This is a genomic window from Azospirillum sp. INR13, assembly GCF_015390205.1.
GTDB lineage: Bacteria > Pseudomonadota > Alphaproteobacteria > Azospirillales > Azospirillaceae > Azospirillum.
Genome location: NZ_VUOI01000001.1, coordinates 254602 through 270200 on the forward strand (window position 1 = coordinate 254602; position 15599 = coordinate 270200).

Here is a 15599-nt window from a genome sequence, read left to right on the forward strand (position 1 = left end):
GCGATGGAGCGGATTGCGGACTCGCCCGTTGATAGGGGAGAGCAAGCAACCGCCAACGACCCGCAGAGGGGAAGCATTCCATGCCGACCACCGCCCCCGGCCTCAGCGCCACCCCGTCCATCCTGTCCGCCGGCCCGTTCCCCGGCCCGCACGAGGATGCCCCCGTCGTCGACGTGCCGGTAACCGATGCCCCCGACCTGCCCGATCCCGGCGGCCCCGGCACCACCGACAGTCCGGCCCCCGGCAATGACCTGCCGCCGTCGCGCCCGACCGATCCCGACTTCGTCTGACGCTCCCAAACAAAAAAGGCGCCCCCGAAGGGGCGCCTTTTCCGGTGTCGCAAAGCCTGTCCGCGATCAGCGGCGCACGACCATCAGCTTCTTGATCTCGGCGATGGCCTTGGCGGGGTTCAGACCCTTCGGGCACGCCTTGGTGCAGTTCATGATGGTGTGGCAGCGATAGAGACGGAACGGGTCCTCGAGGTTGTCGAGGCGCTCGCCCGTCATCTCGTCGCGGCTGTCGACGATCCAGCGATAGGCCTGGAGCAGGATCGACGGGCCGAGGTAACGGTCGCCGTTCCACCAGTAGCTGGGGCAGGAGGTCGAGCAGCAGAAGCACAGGATGCACTCGTAGAGGCCGTCCAGCTTGGCGCGGTCCTCCGGCGACTGCAGCCGCTCGCGGCTCGGCGCCGGCGACTGCGACTGCAGCCACGGCTTGATCGAGGCCAGCTGGGCATAGATGTGCTTCAGGTCGGGAACCAGATCCTTCACCACCGGCATGTGCGGCAGCGGGTAGATCTTGACGTCGCCCGGAACCTCGTCGATCGCCTTCAGGCAGGCCAGCGTGTTCGTGCCGTCGATGTTCATCGCGCACGACCCGCAGATGCCCTCGCGGCAGGACCGGCGGAAGGTCAGGGTGCTGTCGACCTGGTTCTTGATGTAGATGATCGCGTCCAGGATCATCGGCCCGAACTTGTCGAGATCGACCACATAGGTGTCGACGCGCGGGTTCTGGCCGTCGTCCGGGTTCCAGCGGTAGATCTTGAAGCTCTTGGCCCGCTTGGCGCCGTTCGCGACGTTGACGGTCTTGCCGACGCCGACCTTGGAGTTGGCTGGCAGGTTGAATTCAACCATGGCTGATTTCCTTTATCCGGCGGGCCTTAGTACACGCGGGCCTTGGGCGGGAAGACCTCGACCTCGTCGGTCAGGGTGTACATGTGGACCGGGCGGTAATCGATCTTCGTCTCGCCATTGTCCGCGACCCAGATGACGGTGTGCTTCATCCAGCCTTCGTCGTCGCGGTTCGGATAGTCCTCGCGGGCATGCGCGCCGCGGCTTTCCGGACGGTTCTGGGCGGAGTGCAGGGTGGCGACCGCCTGGCCCAGCAGGTTGTCCAGCTCCAGCGCCTCGACCAGATCGGAGTTCCAGACCAGCGAGCGGTCGGAGATGGCGATCTCGCCCTTCTTGGCATAGACCGCGTCGATCTTCCTGACGCCCTCGTCCAGGACCTCGCCGGTGCGGAAGACGGCGCAGTTGTTCTGCATCGTCCGCTGCATGTCCAGCCGCAGGTCGGCCGACTTGATCGAACCCTTGGCGTTGCGGATGCGGTCGAACCGCTCCAGCGCCTTGTCGCAAGCATCCGGCTTGACCGACGGGGCCTTGCCCGGCTTGACGATCTCGGCGGCGCGGATGGCGGCCGCGCGGCCGAACACCACCAGATCGAGCAGCGAGTTGGAGCCCAGGCGGTTGGCGCCGTGCACCGACACGCAGGCCGCCTCGCCGATCGCCATCAGGCCCGGCACCACCTGGTCCGGGTTCTCCGGCGTGGGCGACAGCACCTCGCAGTGAACGTTGGTCGGGATGCCGCCCATGTTGTAGTGGACGGTCGGCAGAACCGGGATCGGCTCCTTGGTCACGTCCACGCCGGCGAAGATCTTGGCCGTCTCGGCGATGCCGGGCAGGCGCTGGTGGATGATCTCCGGCGGCAGATGCTCCAGGTGCAGGTGGATGTGGTCCTTGTGCTCACCCACGCCGCGGCCTTCGCGGATCTCGATGGTCATCGAGCGGGACACGACGTCGCGCGACGCCAGATCCTTGGCCGACGGGGCATAGCGCTCCATGAAGCGCTCGCCGTTGGAGTTGGTCAGGTAGCCGCCCTCGCCGCGCACGCCCTCGGTGATGAGGCAGCCGGAGCCGTAGATGCCGGTCGGGTGGAACTGCACGAACTCCATGTCCTGCAGGGGCAGGCCGGCGCGCAGGATCATGCCGCCGCCGTCGCCGGTGCAGGTGTGGGCCGAGGTCGCCGAGAAATAGGCGCGGCCGTAGCCGCCGGTCGCCAGCACCACCAGCTGGCCGCGGAAGCGGTGCAGCGTGCCGTCGTCCAGGTTCCAGGCCAGCACGCCCTTGCAGACGCCGTCCTCCATGATGAGGTCGAGCGCGAAGTATTCGACGAAGAACTCCGCCTCATGCTTCAGCGACTGCTGGTAGAGGGTGTGCAGGATGGCGTGGCCGGTGCGGTCGGCGGCGGCGCAGGTCCGGTAGGCCTGGGTCTTGCCGTACTGCGCGGTCATGCCGCCGAAGGCGCGCTGGTAGATCTTGCCTTCGGGCGTGCGCGAGAACGGAACGCCGTAATGCTCCAGCTCGATGATCGCCGGGATGGCCTCGCGGCACATGTACTCGATGGCGTCCTGGTCGCCCAGCCAGTCCGACCCCTTGACGGTGTCGTACATGTGGTAGCGCCAGTCGTCCTCGCCCATGTTGCCGAGAGCGGCCGAGATGCCGCCCTGCGCCGCCACGGTGTGGGAGCGGGTCGGGAACACCTTGGTGATGCACGCGGTCTTCAGGCCCTTTTCGGCCATGCCGAAGGTGGCGCGCAGACCGGCGCCGCCGGCGCCGACGACGACGACGTCATAGGTGTGGTCGATGATGTTGTAGGCGGTCGCCATGGTCGTCAGGCTCCGATGAAGATCTTCACGACGGCCAGCACGCAGGCCGCCGCCAGGGCGAAGGACAGGAACTTGACGCCGATGATCAGCGCCATCTTCTGCCATTCGACATGCACGTAGTCCTCGATGACCACCTGAAGCCCGGACTGGGCGTGGTGGAAGGTGACCACGGCGGTGAGGACCATCATGACGGCCGAGAAGGGCGACTTCATCCAGGCGACGAAGGCGGCGTGATCGGCACCCAGATGGCCGATGACCCCGAAGACGAACCAGACGGTCAGCGGGACCAGGGCGATCGCGGTCAGGCGCTGCGACCACCAATGTTCGGTGCCATGCTTGGCGGAACCCAGACCGCGCGCGACCTGCAGCGGCGAACGGAGGGTCTTGCTATTGGACGCCATGTCTTATCTCCTCACCACGCGGCCAGGCCGACGATCCAGGTCAGCACGGTCAGCACCGCCGTCGCGCCGAGGACGACCTTGTTGTTGCGGTCGGCATCGGTCAGTTCGAACGCCTTGCCGGCGTCCCAGACCAGATGGCGGATGCCGTTGCACAGGTGGTAGTACAGCGCCGCCGTCCAGCCGAACATCAGGAGCAGGCCGAAGAACGACCCGATGAAGCCCTGCGCGCGCGCGAACGCCTCCGGACCGGTGGCGGCGGCGACCAGCCACCAGACCAGCAGAAGCGTGCCCACAGCCAGCCCGACGCCCGTGATGCGGTGCGTGATGGACATGACTGCGGTCAACGGGAGTTTGTAGACTTGAAGGTGCGGGGAGAGCGGCCGACCGCTGCCGTTTGCCATTGCGTCGTCCTCTGTTCGCGGCCGGGCGCGGCGCAACATGACGATTGCCGCGGCGGCTGGGTGGTGCGTGCCCTTTTGGGACGGCTGTCCGTCCTATTGGTTGGCGCAATGAATTACGCTCCCGCAGCAGCCGAGTCAACGGCGGGGGGTGGCCGAAAGTGCTGGTGTGACGATTTTGGCGCAGCGCGGGAAGTGGCTGAAAAGAAACGGCCTTCGGGTCCTGTGGTAATACCAGCGAAAGCGGCCAGTCGGAGGCTGTCCAGCTTGAGCCGCCGCTACTTGTCGAAGCGGCGCACGTTCTCCACCATCATCGAGTACATCTGCGTAATCAGTTCCGCCGGACGAAGACGGCCGAACGGAATGTTGTCCTTGGCCCATTCGACCAGCCCCGGCGGCGGCTTCACCGGCGCCACCTCGTACCCCGCCTTCTTCAGCGCGGCGGTCACCGCCTTCGCCTGCTTGGCATAATCCTCGTTGAAGAAGGACTTGTCGGCGTCCTTGATCGCCTTGGCGATGATGTCCTCGATGGGGGCGGGCATGCCGATGCGCGGGCCGGGGCTGTTGGCGGAAGTGCCGACACCCTGTCACAGCACGTCTCCGTCCGCAATTCCCTGGGGAGGAGGCCGGACTTGAGCCCAGGGCCATCGCGGTCCTTCCCTTCGGCGCTTGAATCAATGGCGCTTGGCGCCATATGACACTTGATGTCATAGTCGTCGGCAGGACCATCGGGGAAAAGCCGTGCCGAAGGCTGAACTGCTTTTCAAGGAACGCCGGGAGATGGTCAATGGGGCCATCCTTCAGGCGGTAATCTGGCGTGTACCATCGCCGGTGCCACCGTCCGGACACTTTCTGAAATACAGTCTTGTCTACATCGTCGACGGGGTGCGGGTCGTCGGTTACGACAACGAGCGCGGCAAGGGTGACCACCGTCATTACGGAACGCGGGAGGAGCCCTACCGTTTCGTGACGCCGGAGCGACTGATGCAGGATTTTCTGGACGATGTTCGGGCCGCCGGAGGAGAGGTGTGATGACGGACCTGAAGGTTCATGTTGGCGACGACGCCCGCGATTTCGGCAGCCGCTTCGTCGACGCTTGGCATCGGGCCGAGCGGAGCGAACCGGTGAACGAACGCCACCTGTCCTTCGATTCATTCGAGACGCTGGCGCGCGTCCTGACGCCGAAGCGGCTGGAACTGCTGCGCCACCTGCACCGCCATCCGGCGGCGAGCATCAATGCGCTCGCCAAAGCGGTCGGCCGCGACTACAGGCGGGTGCATGAGGATGTCGAGGAACTGAGCAAGGCCGGTCTGGTCGAGCGGGACGAAGGCGGGACCGGGCTGACGGCGCCCTATGACGCCATCGCGACCCGGATCGCTCTCTGATCTCCCTCACGACGCCAGCGCCGCGTCCTTCTCCGCGATGACGGCGGCGATGGCGGCGCGTTCGGCGGCGGTCATGCGCAGGCTGGCGCTCTTCAGCTGGCCGCAGGCGGCCATGATGTCCTCGCCGCGCGGGGTGCGCACCGGGCTGGCATAGCCGGCATTGTTGACGATGTCGCCGAAGACCTGGATCGCCCGCGCGGTCGACCGCTCGTAGGGAGCGCCCGGCCATTCGTTGAAGGGGATCAGGTTGATCTTGGCCGGGATGCCTTCCAGCAGCTTCACCAGCGCCCGCGCGTCGGCCGGCGTGTCGTTCACGCCCTTCAGCATCACATATTCGAAGGTGATGCGCCGGGCGTTGGACAGGCCGGGGTAGTTGCGGCAGGCCTCCATCAGGTCGCGCAGCGGGTATTTGCGGTTGATGGGCATGATGAGGTTGCGCAGTTCGTCGGTCACCGCATGCAGGCTGACCGCGAGGTTGACGTTCAGCTCCTCGCCGCAGCGCTCCATCATCGGCACGACGCCGGAGGTCGACAGGGTGATGCGTCGCTTGGAGATCGAGATGCCGTCGCCGTCCATCACGATCTTCAGCGCCTTGGCGACGTTGTCGTAATTGAACAGCGGTTCGCCCATGCCCATCATGACGATGTTGGACAGCATGCGCCCGTCGGGCGGCGCCGGCCATTCGCCCAGCATGTCGCGCGCCAGCATCACCTGCGCCACGATCTCCGCCGAATCCAGGTTGCGAACCAGACGCTGCGTGCCCGTATGGCAGAAGCGGCAGGTCAGCGTGCAGCCGACCTGGGAGGAGACGCAGAGCGTGCCGCGATCCTCCTCCGGAATATGGACGCTCTCCACCTCCTGCCCGTCGGGCATGCGCAGCAGCCACTTGCGGGTGCCGTCCGCCGATTTCAGGTCCTTCACCACCGTCGGCCGCGCCACGATATAGGCGTCGGCCAGCTTTTCCCGCACCGGCTTGGCCAGCGTGGTCATCTCGGCGAAATCGGTGGAGCCGCGGTGATAGATCCAGTGCCAGAGCTGGCGTGCCCGGAATTTTTCCAGGCCGACGGCCAGCATCTCGGCTTCCAGCTCTTCGCGGGACAGGCCGACAAGGTTCTTGCGTCCGTCGGCGTCGGTCGCCGGCAGAACGAAGGCGGAGGCATGATTGGAGGCGCTCATGGCCCCATTACATAGGGCCATGAGCGTGCGGAGTCAAAAGACTCGAGGGGAAAAACCCGAGTAAACCGCTGCGGCGATCAGCGCTTCACGCCGCAGGCCTCGTTGATCGCATCGTAGGCCTGCCCGACGCCGGCCAGGCTGTAGGTGTCGGTGGTCCTGGTGCCTCGGCTGGACAGGCCCTTCACCACCATCTGCCTGCCGTCGCGAAGCGCCGCCGTCACCGCGCGGTCGCTCTCGGCATCGCGGGCCCAGGCGGTCTCGCCGTCAGTGAACAGCTTGAACTCCTTGCCGTCGACCGAGACCTCGGCTTCGCTGCCCTTCTTGAACGGATAGCCGACGATGATGCTGACGACGTCCAGGGTCTTTTCCGATGGGCGGTGGGTGACCAGCGCGTAGATGTCGCCGCGCTTGGCCTTCGGCTCCGTCTTCTTGGGCTGGCTGGAAATGTAGCAGACCTTCTGCCCCTTCTCCTCGAACGCGAAGGCGTTCCAATCCTTGAAGGTGCCGAGATGGCGCGGGTCGGCGGCGGCGGCCGGCGCGGCAGTCAGGCCGGCGGCAAGAAGCGCGGAGAGGACAGAACCGGCAAAGGCGGCCCCGGCAAATCGGCGGACGGCGTTGGGAAGCAACATCGGTCTTGCGTCTGCTCGTTGTTGGTCCGTGGGGTGCGGGCGGACACTACCCCAAACGGACAGACCATTCCAAGACCGGCTGGCCGGGACCGGCCCGTTTCTCACAGCCGGCCCTGCACGCCGCGTGACATTTCGACACGCCTGAGGACAATGGGGAGTCACAAACTTGCCGCTGGCGTAACCCTGGGTTCACGCTATACCTGCGCCCGGCATGACCGCGACGGGGATTGGCATGGCCAAGCTACTGGTGGTGGACGACGATCCGGTCACGCGCAACCTGATCCGCGCGATCCTGACCCGCGATGGCCATGAACTGACCCTGTGCGCCAGCGCCCCGGAAGCCATCGGCATCCTCTATGTCGAGAAGTTCGACCTCGTCCTGACCGACATCATCATGCCGGACCATGACGGTTTCGAGGTGATTCAGGCCGCGCGCACCCTGCGGCCGGAGATGCCGGTCGTCATCCTGTCGGCCATCGAGGACAAGGTTCCGGCCGAGTTGGCCGCCGCCGCCTTCGCCAGGCTGGGTGTGACGCGCGTCATCTCCAAGCCGGTCAACCCCACCCTTCTCGCGTCGGAGGTGGTGGCAGCCATCGTCGCCGGCTGAGGGCGCGGGCTGGCGTCTCCGGCCGGGCGGCGCGATTCGGCGCCGCAGGCGTGGATACATCGTCGCAGGCACGGATATCGCCGGCCAACCTTTCGTCATCGGTTGAATGAATGGTCGTATGAGATTACTTTGGCGAACGCGCAGCACGCACGCGCAACCGCTGAGAATGCCATGCTCCACGACGATGCACGGCCGGAGATGGCCGGTCCGGTCGCCAAGCCGCCCTTCAAGGTTCTGGTCGTCGATCCCGACCCGTCGCTGCTGGCGGCATCCATGTCGGCGCTGGACGGGCTGTCCATCGAAGGCGCCGGCATCGCGCTGGTGGGCGCCGCCTCCGCCGCCGAGGCGCGCAATGCGTTGCAGCAGCATCCCGACACCGCACTGATCCTGCTGGAGATCGCGCTGGAAAGCGAACGGGCCGGCCTGGATCTGGTCACCCACCTGCGCCGTGAACTCGGCAACCAGCGCACCCGCATCCTGGTCTGTGCCGGCAATCCCGAGATGACGGCGGAGGATGAGGCGATCGCCGCCAACGACGTCGGCGACTGGCGCGTGAAGGCGGAACTGACGCCGCGAGCGCTCCGCGCCGCCGTGGCCGGACAGCTGCGCACCTTCGCCAGCCTCCAGGCGCTGGCCGCCGGGCGCAAGGGGCTGGCCCGCATGCTGGTCGCCACCACCGGCCTCCTGGAGATGCGCACGCCCGACGTGCTGTTCCCCAACATCCTGCCGCGCGTGGTCGGGCTTCTCGGCATCGGCCACCATGCGCTTCTGTGCATCCAGGGCGACACGCTGCCGCGCGACCGCAGGATCCGCGTGCGCGCCTCCACCGGCCGCTTCGCCAAATGGAAGGACGTGGAGGTCTCGGATCTCGGCGAACCGCGGGTGGAGGCGGCGCTGGAACGGCTGTCGCCCAGCAGCGAAACCATCATCGAGCCGGATTTCTGCGCGCTGCGCCTGCGCGCCAACGGCGGCATCACCGGCATGATCTATGTCGAGGGCCGCAACGACGGCACCGCCCGCGAATGGCAGCTGCTGGAGCTGTTCCGCAACAAATGCTCGATCGCCTTCGAGAACGCCCTGCTGATCGAGGAGCTGAACACCTCGCAGAAGGCCACCGTCCTGGCGATGGGGGCGCTCGCCGAATACAAGGACAACGCCGCCAGCGGCCATTTGCAGCGCATCGAGAGGCTGGTGGGGTCCATCGCCCGCGAGTTGCACCAGCGCGGCAAGTTCGGTGACGAGCTGGACGCCGATTTCGTCGAGAAGGTCGGGCTGGCCGCCTTGCTGCACGACGTCGGCATGCTGAGCGTATCGGACGAGACGCTGGGCATGCCGGGCGAGCTGACCGGCATCGACATGCAGATGATCCAGCGCCATACCGAGATCGGCCACCGCATCCTGGCCGAGGCGGCCGTGCCCCTGCGTGGGCGGTCGCTGCTGTCGATCGCGGCGGAGATCGCACGCTACCACCACGAACGCTATGACGGGTCGGGCTATCTGGAAGGATTGAAGGGCAACGCCATTCCCATCGGCGCCCGCATCATGGCCGTGGCGGACGTGTTCGACGCGCTTGATCACCAGCCGCCAGTACCGCAGCGCCTGGGCGGTGGAGGACGCCATCTCCTGGATCGTCGAACGGGCCGGGCGCGACTTCGACCCCGACGTGGTCGACGCCTTCGTCCACGTCATCCGCCGCTTCCAGACCGACGATCCCGGCTGGTTCCCCAAGGCGGGCGGCGGCCACGGCATGCTGGGCGGCACCATCGGCCGCAAGCTGCGCGCCCTCTTCGGCCGCCGGGCGGAAGCAATGTGATTCCTCCGGGGGAGGGCGCATCGCTTTTGGCACGATCTTCACGCCCATCGGCAACCGCGCCACTCTCCATCCGCCGTGTCAGCGGCTATCCTCGTGGCGCATCCCATACCGGAGACCGCGCCATGCTGGACCTGCGCCCCAACTGCGAATGCTGCGACCGCGACCTGCCGCCCGCGGCGGAGAACGCCTACATCTGTTCCTTCGAATGCACCTTCTGCGCCGATTGCCGTGCCCGGCTGCCGGGGCAGCGCTGCTCGAACTGCGGGGGCGAGCCGGTGCGGCGGCCGATCCGTCCGGCGTCCAAGCTGGCGGCCAACCCGCCCTCGACCATCCGCATCGTGAAGCCGGACGGCTGCGCCCCTCGGTTCTGAGTCCCCGAATTGCCAGCGCTGTCGCTGGCGTTCGCCGCGCAAATCGGCCAGACTGTGCCATCGCTCCCGGGGAACCGCCCCGTGCAGAGCGCAGGGACCGTCACCGCATGCTTACGCTCTACAGCTTTCCCACGCCCAACGGACGCAAGGCCTCCATCCTGCTGGAGGAGTTGGGGCTGACCTACGCCGTCCATCGCGTCGATCTGGCCGCCGGCGAGAACAAGCGGCCGGATTTCCTGGCGATCAGCCCGATCACCAAGATCCCCGCCCTGGTGGAGGAGTTGCCGGGCGGCCGGGTGCGGCGCCTGTTCGGCTCCGGCGCCATCCTGCTGCATTTCGCCGAGCGCACCGGCCGCCTGCTGCCCGAGGACGAGGACGAGCGGGCGGAGGCGATGAGCTGGTTCATGCTGGGCGTCAGCGACCTCGGCCCCACCGCCATCGACATGCAGCGCTTCGCAGCCCGCGCCCCCGACCGCATCCCCCACGCCATCGACCTGTACAAGGGCGAGCTGATGCGCTGCTATTCGGCGCTGGAAGACCGGCTGGGCGTCGCGGAGCATCTGGGCGGCACCATTTACTCCATCGCCGACATCGCCTGCTTCCCCTTCATCGCCGCCGCGGCGGTGGCGGGCGGCGGGCTGCTCGACCGCTTCCCCAACCTGAAGCGCTGGCACGACGCCATGGCCGACCGGCCGGCGGTGCGGCGCGGCATGGCCGTCCCCGAGACGGCGGCTCCCGGTTAGCCATTCCGCTCCCGTAACGACAATTGCACCACCTTCCCCGAGCGGCATCCGGCCGTTCCAACCAGCGTTAGAGACATGCCGATCAACAACCGCATCGCCGCTTTCCAGGACGACATGACCGCGTGGCGCCGCGACATCCACGCCCACCCGGAACTCGGGTTCGAGGAGGAGCGCACCTCCGACATCGTCGCCGCGAAGCTGGCGGAATTCGGCATCACGGTGCATCGCGGCCTGGGTGGAACCGGCGTGGTCGGCACGCTGAAGGGGCTGGGCACCGGCAGCGGCCGGGCCATCGGCCTTCGCGCCGACATGGACGCGCTGCCGATGCCGGAGGCCAACGACTTCGACCATGCCTCGCGCCATGCCGGCAAGATGCACGCCTGCGGCCATGACGGCCACACCGCCATGCTGCTGGGCGCCGCCCGCTATCTGGCGGAGACGCGCAACTTCGACGGCACCGTCCACTTCATCTTCCAGCCGGCCGAGGAAGGGCTTGGCGGTGCGAAGCGGATGATCGACGACGGCCTGTTCAGTCAGTTCGACTGCGAGCAGGTCTATGGCCTGCACAACTGGCCGGAGCTGCCGGCCGGCCAAATCGCCGTCCATCCCGGCCCGGTGATGGCTGCGGCCAACCAGTTCGAGATCCATGTGACCGGCCACGGCGCGCACGCCGCCATGCCCCACCGCGGCATCGACCCGGTCCTGGTGTCGGCCCACATCATCACCGCGGCGCAGAGCCTGGTCAGCCGCGGCACCAACCCGGCCGACAGCGCGGTGGTGTCGATCACGGTGGTGGATGCCGGAACCGCGGCCAACGTCATTCCCGACGGTGCACGGATGCTCGGCACCATGCGCACCTTTACGGAAGAAAACCACCGCCGCATCCAGGAGCAGTTCGCCCGCCTCGTCTCCAGCATCGCCGAAGGGCTGGGCGCCAAGGCCGAGTTGCGCTTCCGCCCCGGCTACCCCGCCACAGTGAACAGCGAGCCGGAGGCGCGCGTCGCTGCGGCGGCGGCGGCCAAAGTGGTGGGCGATGGGAATGTGGTCTGGGCGCCCTCCCCGACCATGGCGGCGGAAGACTTCGGCTATATGCTGAAGGAGCGGCCGGGTGCCTACATCTGGCTCGGCCATGGCGGCCACCGCGGTCCGTCCTGCCGCCTGCACAACCCGCATTACGATTTCAACGACGCGATCCTGACCACCGGCGCCAGCTATTGGGCGTCGCTGGTCGAGACGATCCTGCCGCGGAGCGCCTGACCGTCCCATGAAGCTGCCGTCCCGTCTCCGCCTGATCCCGCTGGTTCTCGCCCCCACCCTGATGCTGGCCGGCTGCCAGACCGGTACCGACCGCGCCGAGGGCAATCTGCTGCCGGCCCAGGCGGAGGCCGGCACCGTCTGGCAGGGCAACCACAGCAGCGCCGCCGAGCGCGCCTATGTCGTCGCCCGCGACGGCGCCGAATGGACGGCGCTGTGGGCACGGGTCGGCGAACCGGCCCCGACTTCCCTGCCCGGCGGCCGGATGGCGGTGGCGGTGTTCCTGGGACCCCGCGACACGGCGGGCTACGGCGTCACCCATCGACAGCGTGCAGCAGACGGGCGCCGATCTGGTCGTCGGCTACCGCGAGACGGTTCCCGGCCCGGCCCAGGCGGTGGCGCAGAGCCGCACCAGCCCCTACGCCGTCCGCCTGCTGCCCAGCGCGGCGGGAACGCCGAAGTTCGTTCGGGGGAAGTGAGTTCGGGGGCGAAGTTAGACCCCCACCCTAACCCTCCCCCGCTGGGCGGGGGAGGGAACAAGTGCTTGTACGGAAAGGCAGCGGCAGTCCCTCCCCCGCCCAGCTCTCGCACAAAGCAGAGCTTTGTGCTGACGCGGCAGGCGGACCGTAGGTCCGCTGAGAGCGGGGGAGGTTAGGTGGGGGCCTAACTCCGACGCCTTAACCCCCCTCACCGCGGCATCTGCCACGGCAACTCCCCGCCCACCAGCTTGCCCGCTTGGTCCGGCGGCAGCGGGCGGGCGAAGTGGTAGCCCTGGCCGTAGTCGCAAGCCAGCGCCCGCAGCAGATTGGCGTCGGCGCTGGTCTCGATGCCTTCGGCGATGACGTCGAAGCCCAGCAGGCGCGCCAGATCCATGATGATGCGGACGATGGCGCGGTTCTCCTCCGACTGGTGCATGGCCGAGACGAAGGAACGGTCGACCTTCAGGCTGTCGATGGGCAGCTTGTGCAGGTAGGACAGCGACGAATAGCCGGTGCCGAAATCGTCGATCGACAGCTTGATGCCCAGTGCCCGCAGGTCGCGCAGCAGGCGGATCGACTGCTCGGCCTTGTCCATGACGGCGCTTTCCGTCAGCTCCAGCTTGATCCAGGACGGCTCCACCCCGGTCTCGCGCAGGACCTCGCGCACGACCTGGACGAAGTTGGGGTCGGACAGCTGGTGGGTGGACAGGTTGACGCTCATGAACAGCGGGGCGGAGCCCGGTTCGCGCCGGTCCTGCCACGCCGCGATCTGCAGGCAGGCCTGCCGCAGCACCCAGGTGCCGAGCGACACGACAAGGCCGGTGCTCTCGGCGATGGGGATGAAGATGCCGGGCGGAATGTTGCCGCGTTCCGGGTGGTTCCAGCGCATCAGCGCCTCGAACCCGGCAAGCCCGCCGGTCACCATCTCCACGATCGGCTGATAGGCCACCCACAGGTCGCTGCCGCTGGCCAGCGCGCCGCGCAGGTCATGCTCCAGCCGCACCTGTTCGACCACATGGGAATGCATCGCCGGATCGAACCAGGCCTGCCGGCCGCCGCCCTGTTCGCGGGCGCGGGCGGTGGCGATCTCGGCGTCGCGCAGCACGTCCTCCGGCCGCTCGTGGCCGGGCTGGGCCTCCACCACGCCGATGCTGGCCGACAGGAACACCGTACCGCCGGAGCTGGAGCGGGCGGAGCGCACCACCGCCGCCAGCTCGTCGATGGCGGCCTCCAGCGCCGGCCGGTCGCAGGTGCCGCCGGCCAGCAGGGCGAAGGCATGGTCGCTGACCCGCGCGATCAGGTCGAAGGCGGCGGCCTGCGCGCCCATCCGCTGCGCCAGATCGTCCAGCAGCTCGTTGGCGAAGCCCTGGCCCATGCTGCTGCGGATTTCGGCGAACCGGTCGATGTCCAGGATGACCAGCGTGAACGGCTCGCCCATGTTGCGGTAGTCCGCCATGTGCTTCAGCAGCATCAGGCGGTTGGCCAGCCCGGTCACGGGATCGTAGTAGGCGAGGCGGAACAGGTCGTCCTGCACCTGCCGGCGTTCGGTCATGTCCTGCAGGATGACGAAATAGCCGGAGATGGCGCCGCCGTCCGACCGGTGCGGGGCGTGCAGCCGCGTCACGTAGCGCTGCTGCCCGTCGGCCTGGGTGATCCACCCCTCCGTCTGCACCGTCTCGCCCGACAGCGCCCGTTCGGCCAGCGCCTTGGTGCTGCGCTGCAGTTCCGGTCCCAGATGCTGACCGATGGTGGTGCCGACCGCCTTTTCCAGGCTGGTCCCCATCATCTCCAGATAGGCACGGTTGGCGTAGATGTGCCGCCGCTGCGGATCCATCAACGCCACCCTCACGGTCATGGCGTCGAGAATCTGACGCAGGGCGTCAAGCCCCGGCGCACCGGAGGCGGCACCCGACAGAGCGTCGGCCAGCGCGGAGATTCGGGGATCTGGACTCATGGCGAGGTTAGAGCGGGGTACTCATCAGGAAATCGATACCCAACACTTACGCGAATTGTCACCCGCACGTCAAAACCAAAGGCGCCCGGCGGCAGCAGAGCTTGGAGGTTTCTACAGCCGGTGCGACGAAGACACATCCGCATATTATAGTATTCACTCAAGTGCGGGTTGCAGGTCGAATCGAACCACAATCCCGGCTTTTTGTTTCGTTGGGTGCATTCGTTCGCGGCGGATGACTATATGGTTTGCGCTCCTTGCCATATTCCTTGCGGCCTGGGATTGTATCCTTGTACAGCCATCCGCTCCGAAGTCGTTTGTGTGCAGTGCAGGAACGCGAAGAGGGCATGGCTGTACCCTGTAAAGGAAAGACATCGGCGACCGTCGGCGGCCTTATACTGCCAAGGCAAGTGGGGCCAACGCGTGCGGGCCACCGCAAGTGAGGTTATCCCGCCCGGCACCGCCCCGCCCGTGCATCGCCCCCGCTTCGATTGGCGATGGCGGCAACGATCACAATCAATGGGCAGGAATTACGTCATGGCTCTCAAGGACATTCTGGTGGTCGTCGACGATACGCCCGCGTCCGCAGCGCGTCTCGACCTCGCGGCCCAGCTCGCGGCCCGGTGCGATGCGCATCTGACCGCGCTCTACGCCTTCACCGACGTCGTGTTCCCCGGCTATATCGAATCCCAGTTTCCGCAGGAACTGCGTGAGAGCCGCCGTCAGTCGCGCAACGACCAGACGGCCCAGATGGCTGCGGCCTTCAACGACGCCATGCGCCACCATGGCCTGAGCGACCGTTCGGAATGGCTGGTTCAGGAAGGCGACCCGACCATTGCCGCCGCCGTGCGTGGCCGTTACGCCGATCTGGTGGTAGTCGGCCAACCGGCTCCGGACCGTGACCGCGACCAGCCGGTCGCGCAGCCGGCCGACCTGCTGTTCGAATGCGGCCGGCCGCTTCTGGTCGTGCCCTATGCCGGACGCTTCTCCTCCATCGGCGAACGGATCCTGGTCGGCTGGAACGGCAGCCGCGAGGCTGCGCGCGCCATCGGCGACGCCATGCCCCTGCTGTCCACCGCCAAGCGGGTCGTGGTGATGGCCGCCAATCCGAAGCGCGGCCCCGATGGCCTGGGCGACGAACCCTGCGCCGACATCGCCCGCCACCTGTCCCGCCACGGCTGCCGCGTGGAGGCCACCCACGTCGCCACCGACGTGGTGGAACCCGGCGACACCGTGCTGAACATGGCCGCCGACGAAAGCTGCGACCTGCTGGTGATGGGCGCCTATGGCCGCTCCCGATTCCGCGAACTGGTGCTGGGCGGCATGACCCGCTTCATGCTGCAGCACATGACGGTTCCGGTGCTGATGAGCCACTGAGGGGGATGGGGCGTCGCCCGCCGACGCCCCCACCCGTGGGGTTAAGCGACCACCCGCCTCCCGAGTCCCTC

17 protein-coding genes are annotated in these 15599 nt (G+C 67.4%); 9 read left to right on the top strand and 8 right to left on the bottom strand.

Annotated elements, in window-relative coordinates:
• The first annotated feature begins 80 nt into the window (after nucleotides 1-80).
• A complete protein-coding gene (locus F1643_RS01275; protein WP_149223903.1) occupies nucleotides 81-290 on the top strand; it encodes a hypothetical protein in 210 nt (69 codons plus the stop codon).
• Nucleotides 291-356: 66 nt separating this feature from the next.
• Here F1643_RS01275 and F1643_RS01280 read toward each other — a convergent pair whose 3' ends face one another.
• The 5 genes from F1643_RS01280 to F1643_RS01300 all read right to left on the bottom strand — a co-directional run bounded on the left by F1643_RS01280 (nucleotide 357) and on the right by F1643_RS01300 (nucleotide 4285).
• The gene (locus F1643_RS01280; RefSeq protein ID WP_014248975.1) at nucleotides 357-1133 is read right to left on the bottom strand and encodes a succinate dehydrogenase iron-sulfur subunit; all 777 of its coding nucleotides are present in this window, start codon (nucleotides 1131-1133) and stop codon (nucleotides 357-359) included.
• Nucleotides 1134-1159: 26 nt separating this feature from the next.
• Nucleotides 1160-2944, bottom strand: coding sequence for a succinate dehydrogenase flavoprotein subunit (gene sdhA, locus F1643_RS01285; RefSeq protein WP_194909972.1), 1785 nt, complete (start codon nucleotides 2942-2944; stop codon nucleotides 1160-1162).
• Between the two features lie 5 nt (nucleotides 2945-2949).
• Nucleotides 2950-3345, bottom strand: a complete 396-nt coding sequence (sdhD, locus tag F1643_RS01290) for a succinate dehydrogenase, hydrophobic membrane anchor protein (protein WP_111067317.1) — start codon at nucleotides 3343-3345, stop codon at nucleotides 2950-2952.
• Nucleotides 3346-3356: 11 nt separating this feature from the next.
• Nucleotides 3357-3746 carry a succinate dehydrogenase, cytochrome b556 subunit gene (gene sdhC, locus F1643_RS01295; protein ID WP_194909973.1) on the bottom strand — a complete coding sequence of 130 codons (390 nt, stop codon included), beginning with the start codon at nucleotides 3744-3746 and terminating at the stop codon, nucleotides 3357-3359.
• 275 nt (nucleotides 3747-4021) lie between these two features.
• Nucleotides 4022-4285 (bottom strand): hypothetical protein, encoded by a 264-nt coding sequence (locus F1643_RS01300; protein ID WP_014248979.1) that lies wholly within the window; start codon nucleotides 4283-4285, stop codon nucleotides 4022-4024.
• Nucleotides 4286-4484: 199 nt separating this feature from the next.
• Between F1643_RS01300 and F1643_RS01305 the strand changes: the two genes are divergently transcribed.
• Both F1643_RS01305 and F1643_RS01310 read left to right on the top strand, forming a co-directional pair.
• Entirely contained in the window at nucleotides 4485-4775 is a 291-nt protein-coding gene (locus tag F1643_RS01305; RefSeq protein WP_370540425.1) for a DUF6516 family protein, read from the top strand.
• A complete protein-coding gene (locus F1643_RS01310; protein WP_194909974.1) occupies nucleotides 4775-5128 on the top strand; it encodes a hypothetical protein in 354 nt (117 codons plus the stop codon). The genes F1643_RS01305 and F1643_RS01310 overlap by 1 nt, the downstream gene beginning before the upstream one ends.
• Before the next feature lie 6 nt (nucleotides 5129-5134).
• Here F1643_RS01310 and rlmN read toward each other — a convergent pair whose 3' ends face one another.
• A complete protein-coding gene (gene rlmN, locus F1643_RS01315) occupies nucleotides 5135-6304 on the bottom strand; it encodes a 23S rRNA (adenine(2503)-C(2))-methyltransferase RlmN (protein ID WP_014248981.1) in 1170 nt (389 codons plus the stop codon).
• A gap of 77 nt (nucleotides 6305-6381) precedes the next feature.
• Nucleotides 6382-6933, bottom strand: coding sequence for an invasion associated locus B family protein (locus tag F1643_RS01320; RefSeq protein ID WP_194909975.1), 552 nt, complete (start codon nucleotides 6931-6933; stop codon nucleotides 6382-6384).
• A gap of 232 nt (nucleotides 6934-7165) precedes the next feature.
• Between F1643_RS01320 and F1643_RS01325 the strand changes: the two genes are divergently transcribed.
• The 5 genes from F1643_RS01325 to F1643_RS21945 all read left to right on the top strand — a co-directional run bounded on the left by F1643_RS01325 (nucleotide 7166) and on the right by F1643_RS21945 (nucleotide 12200).
• On the top strand, nucleotides 7166-7540 hold the full coding sequence (locus tag F1643_RS01325) for a response regulator (protein WP_194909976.1): 375 nt from the start codon (nucleotides 7166-7168) through the stop codon (nucleotides 7538-7540).
• Between the two features lie 171 nt (nucleotides 7541-7711).
• Complete coding sequence (locus F1643_RS01330) at nucleotides 7712-9724, top strand: DUF1272 domain-containing protein (RefSeq protein WP_255542277.1); 2013 nt, start codon at nucleotides 7712-7714, stop codon at nucleotides 9722-9724.
• 107 nt (nucleotides 9725-9831) lie between these two features.
• Nucleotides 9832-10467 carry a glutathione S-transferase family protein gene (locus F1643_RS01340; protein WP_194909978.1) on the top strand — a complete coding sequence of 212 codons (636 nt, stop codon included), beginning with the start codon at nucleotides 9832-9834 and terminating at the stop codon, nucleotides 10465-10467.
• Between the two features lie 75 nt (nucleotides 10468-10542).
• Nucleotides 10543-11724 (top strand): M20 aminoacylase family protein, encoded by a 1182-nt coding sequence (locus F1643_RS01345; protein WP_194909979.1) that lies wholly within the window; start codon nucleotides 10543-10545, stop codon nucleotides 11722-11724.
• 326 nt (nucleotides 11725-12050) lie between these two features.
• On the top strand, nucleotides 12051-12200 hold the full coding sequence (locus F1643_RS21945; protein WP_255542278.1) for a hypothetical protein: 150 nt from the start codon (nucleotides 12051-12053) through the stop codon (nucleotides 12198-12200).
• Nucleotides 12201-12408: 208 nt separating this feature from the next.
• Here the strand turns inward: F1643_RS21945 and F1643_RS01355 are convergent, their stop codons facing one another.
• Nucleotides 12409-14154, bottom strand: a complete 1746-nt coding sequence (locus F1643_RS01355) for a bifunctional diguanylate cyclase/phosphodiesterase (RefSeq protein WP_194909981.1) — start codon at nucleotides 14152-14154, stop codon at nucleotides 12409-12411.
• A 534-nt stretch (nucleotides 14155-14688) separates the two neighbouring features.
• Between F1643_RS01355 and F1643_RS01360 the strand changes: the two genes are divergently transcribed.
• A complete protein-coding gene (locus F1643_RS01360) occupies nucleotides 14689-15528 on the top strand; it encodes a universal stress protein (RefSeq protein WP_149223890.1) in 840 nt (279 codons plus the stop codon).
• Nucleotides 15529-15599 lie beyond the last annotated feature (71 nt).

Bases quoted from the DNA above. Each gene is read 5' to 3' on its own strand.
- rlmN (WP_014248981.1), bottom strand. From the start codon at position 6,304: ATGAGCGCCTCCAATCATGCCTCCGCCTTCGTTCTGCCGGCGACCGAC.
- F1643_RS01340 (WP_194909978.1), top strand. From the start codon at position 9,832: ATGCTTACGCTCTACAGCTTTCCCACGCCCAACGGACGCAAGGCCTCC.
- F1643_RS01280 (WP_014248975.1), bottom strand. From the start codon at position 1,133: ATGGTTGAATTCAACCTGCCAGCCAACTCCAAGGTCGGCGTCGGCAAG.
- F1643_RS01320 (WP_194909975.1), bottom strand. From the start codon at position 6,933: ATGTTGCTTCCCAACGCCGTCCGCCGATTTGCCGGGGCCGCCTTTGCC.
- sdhA (WP_194909972.1), bottom strand. From the start codon at position 2,944: ATGGCGACCGCCTACAACATCATCGACCACACCTATGACGTCGTCGTC.
- F1643_RS01360 (WP_149223890.1), top strand. From the start codon at position 14,689: ATGGCTCTCAAGGACATTCTGGTGGTCGTCGACGATACGCCCGCGTCC.
- F1643_RS01345 (WP_194909979.1), top strand. From the start codon at position 10,543: ATGCCGATCAACAACCGCATCGCCGCTTTCCAGGACGACATGACCGCG.
- F1643_RS01355 (WP_194909981.1), bottom strand. From the start codon at position 14,154: ATGAGTCCAGATCCCCGAATCTCCGCGCTGGCCGACGCTCTGTCGGGT.
- F1643_RS01325 (WP_194909976.1), top strand. From the start codon at position 7,166: ATGGCCAAGCTACTGGTGGTGGACGACGATCCGGTCACGCGCAACCTG.
- sdhC (WP_194909973.1), bottom strand. From the start codon at position 3,746: ATGGCAAACGGCAGCGGTCGGCCGCTCTCCCCGCACCTTCAAGTCTAC.
- F1643_RS01310 (WP_194909974.1), top strand. From the start codon at position 4,775: ATGACGGACCTGAAGGTTCATGTTGGCGACGACGCCCGCGATTTCGGC.
- F1643_RS01300 (WP_014248979.1), bottom strand. From the start codon at position 4,285: ATGCCCGCCCCCATCGAGGACATCATCGCCAAGGCGATCAAGGACGCC.
- F1643_RS01330 (WP_255542277.1), top strand. From the start codon at position 7,712: ATGCTCCACGACGATGCACGGCCGGAGATGGCCGGTCCGGTCGCCAAG.
- F1643_RS01275 (WP_149223903.1), top strand. From the start codon at position 81: ATGCCGACCACCGCCCCCGGCCTCAGCGCCACCCCGTCCATCCTGTCC.
- sdhD (WP_111067317.1), bottom strand. From the start codon at position 3,345: ATGGCGTCCAATAGCAAGACCCTCCGTTCGCCGCTGCAGGTCGCGCGC.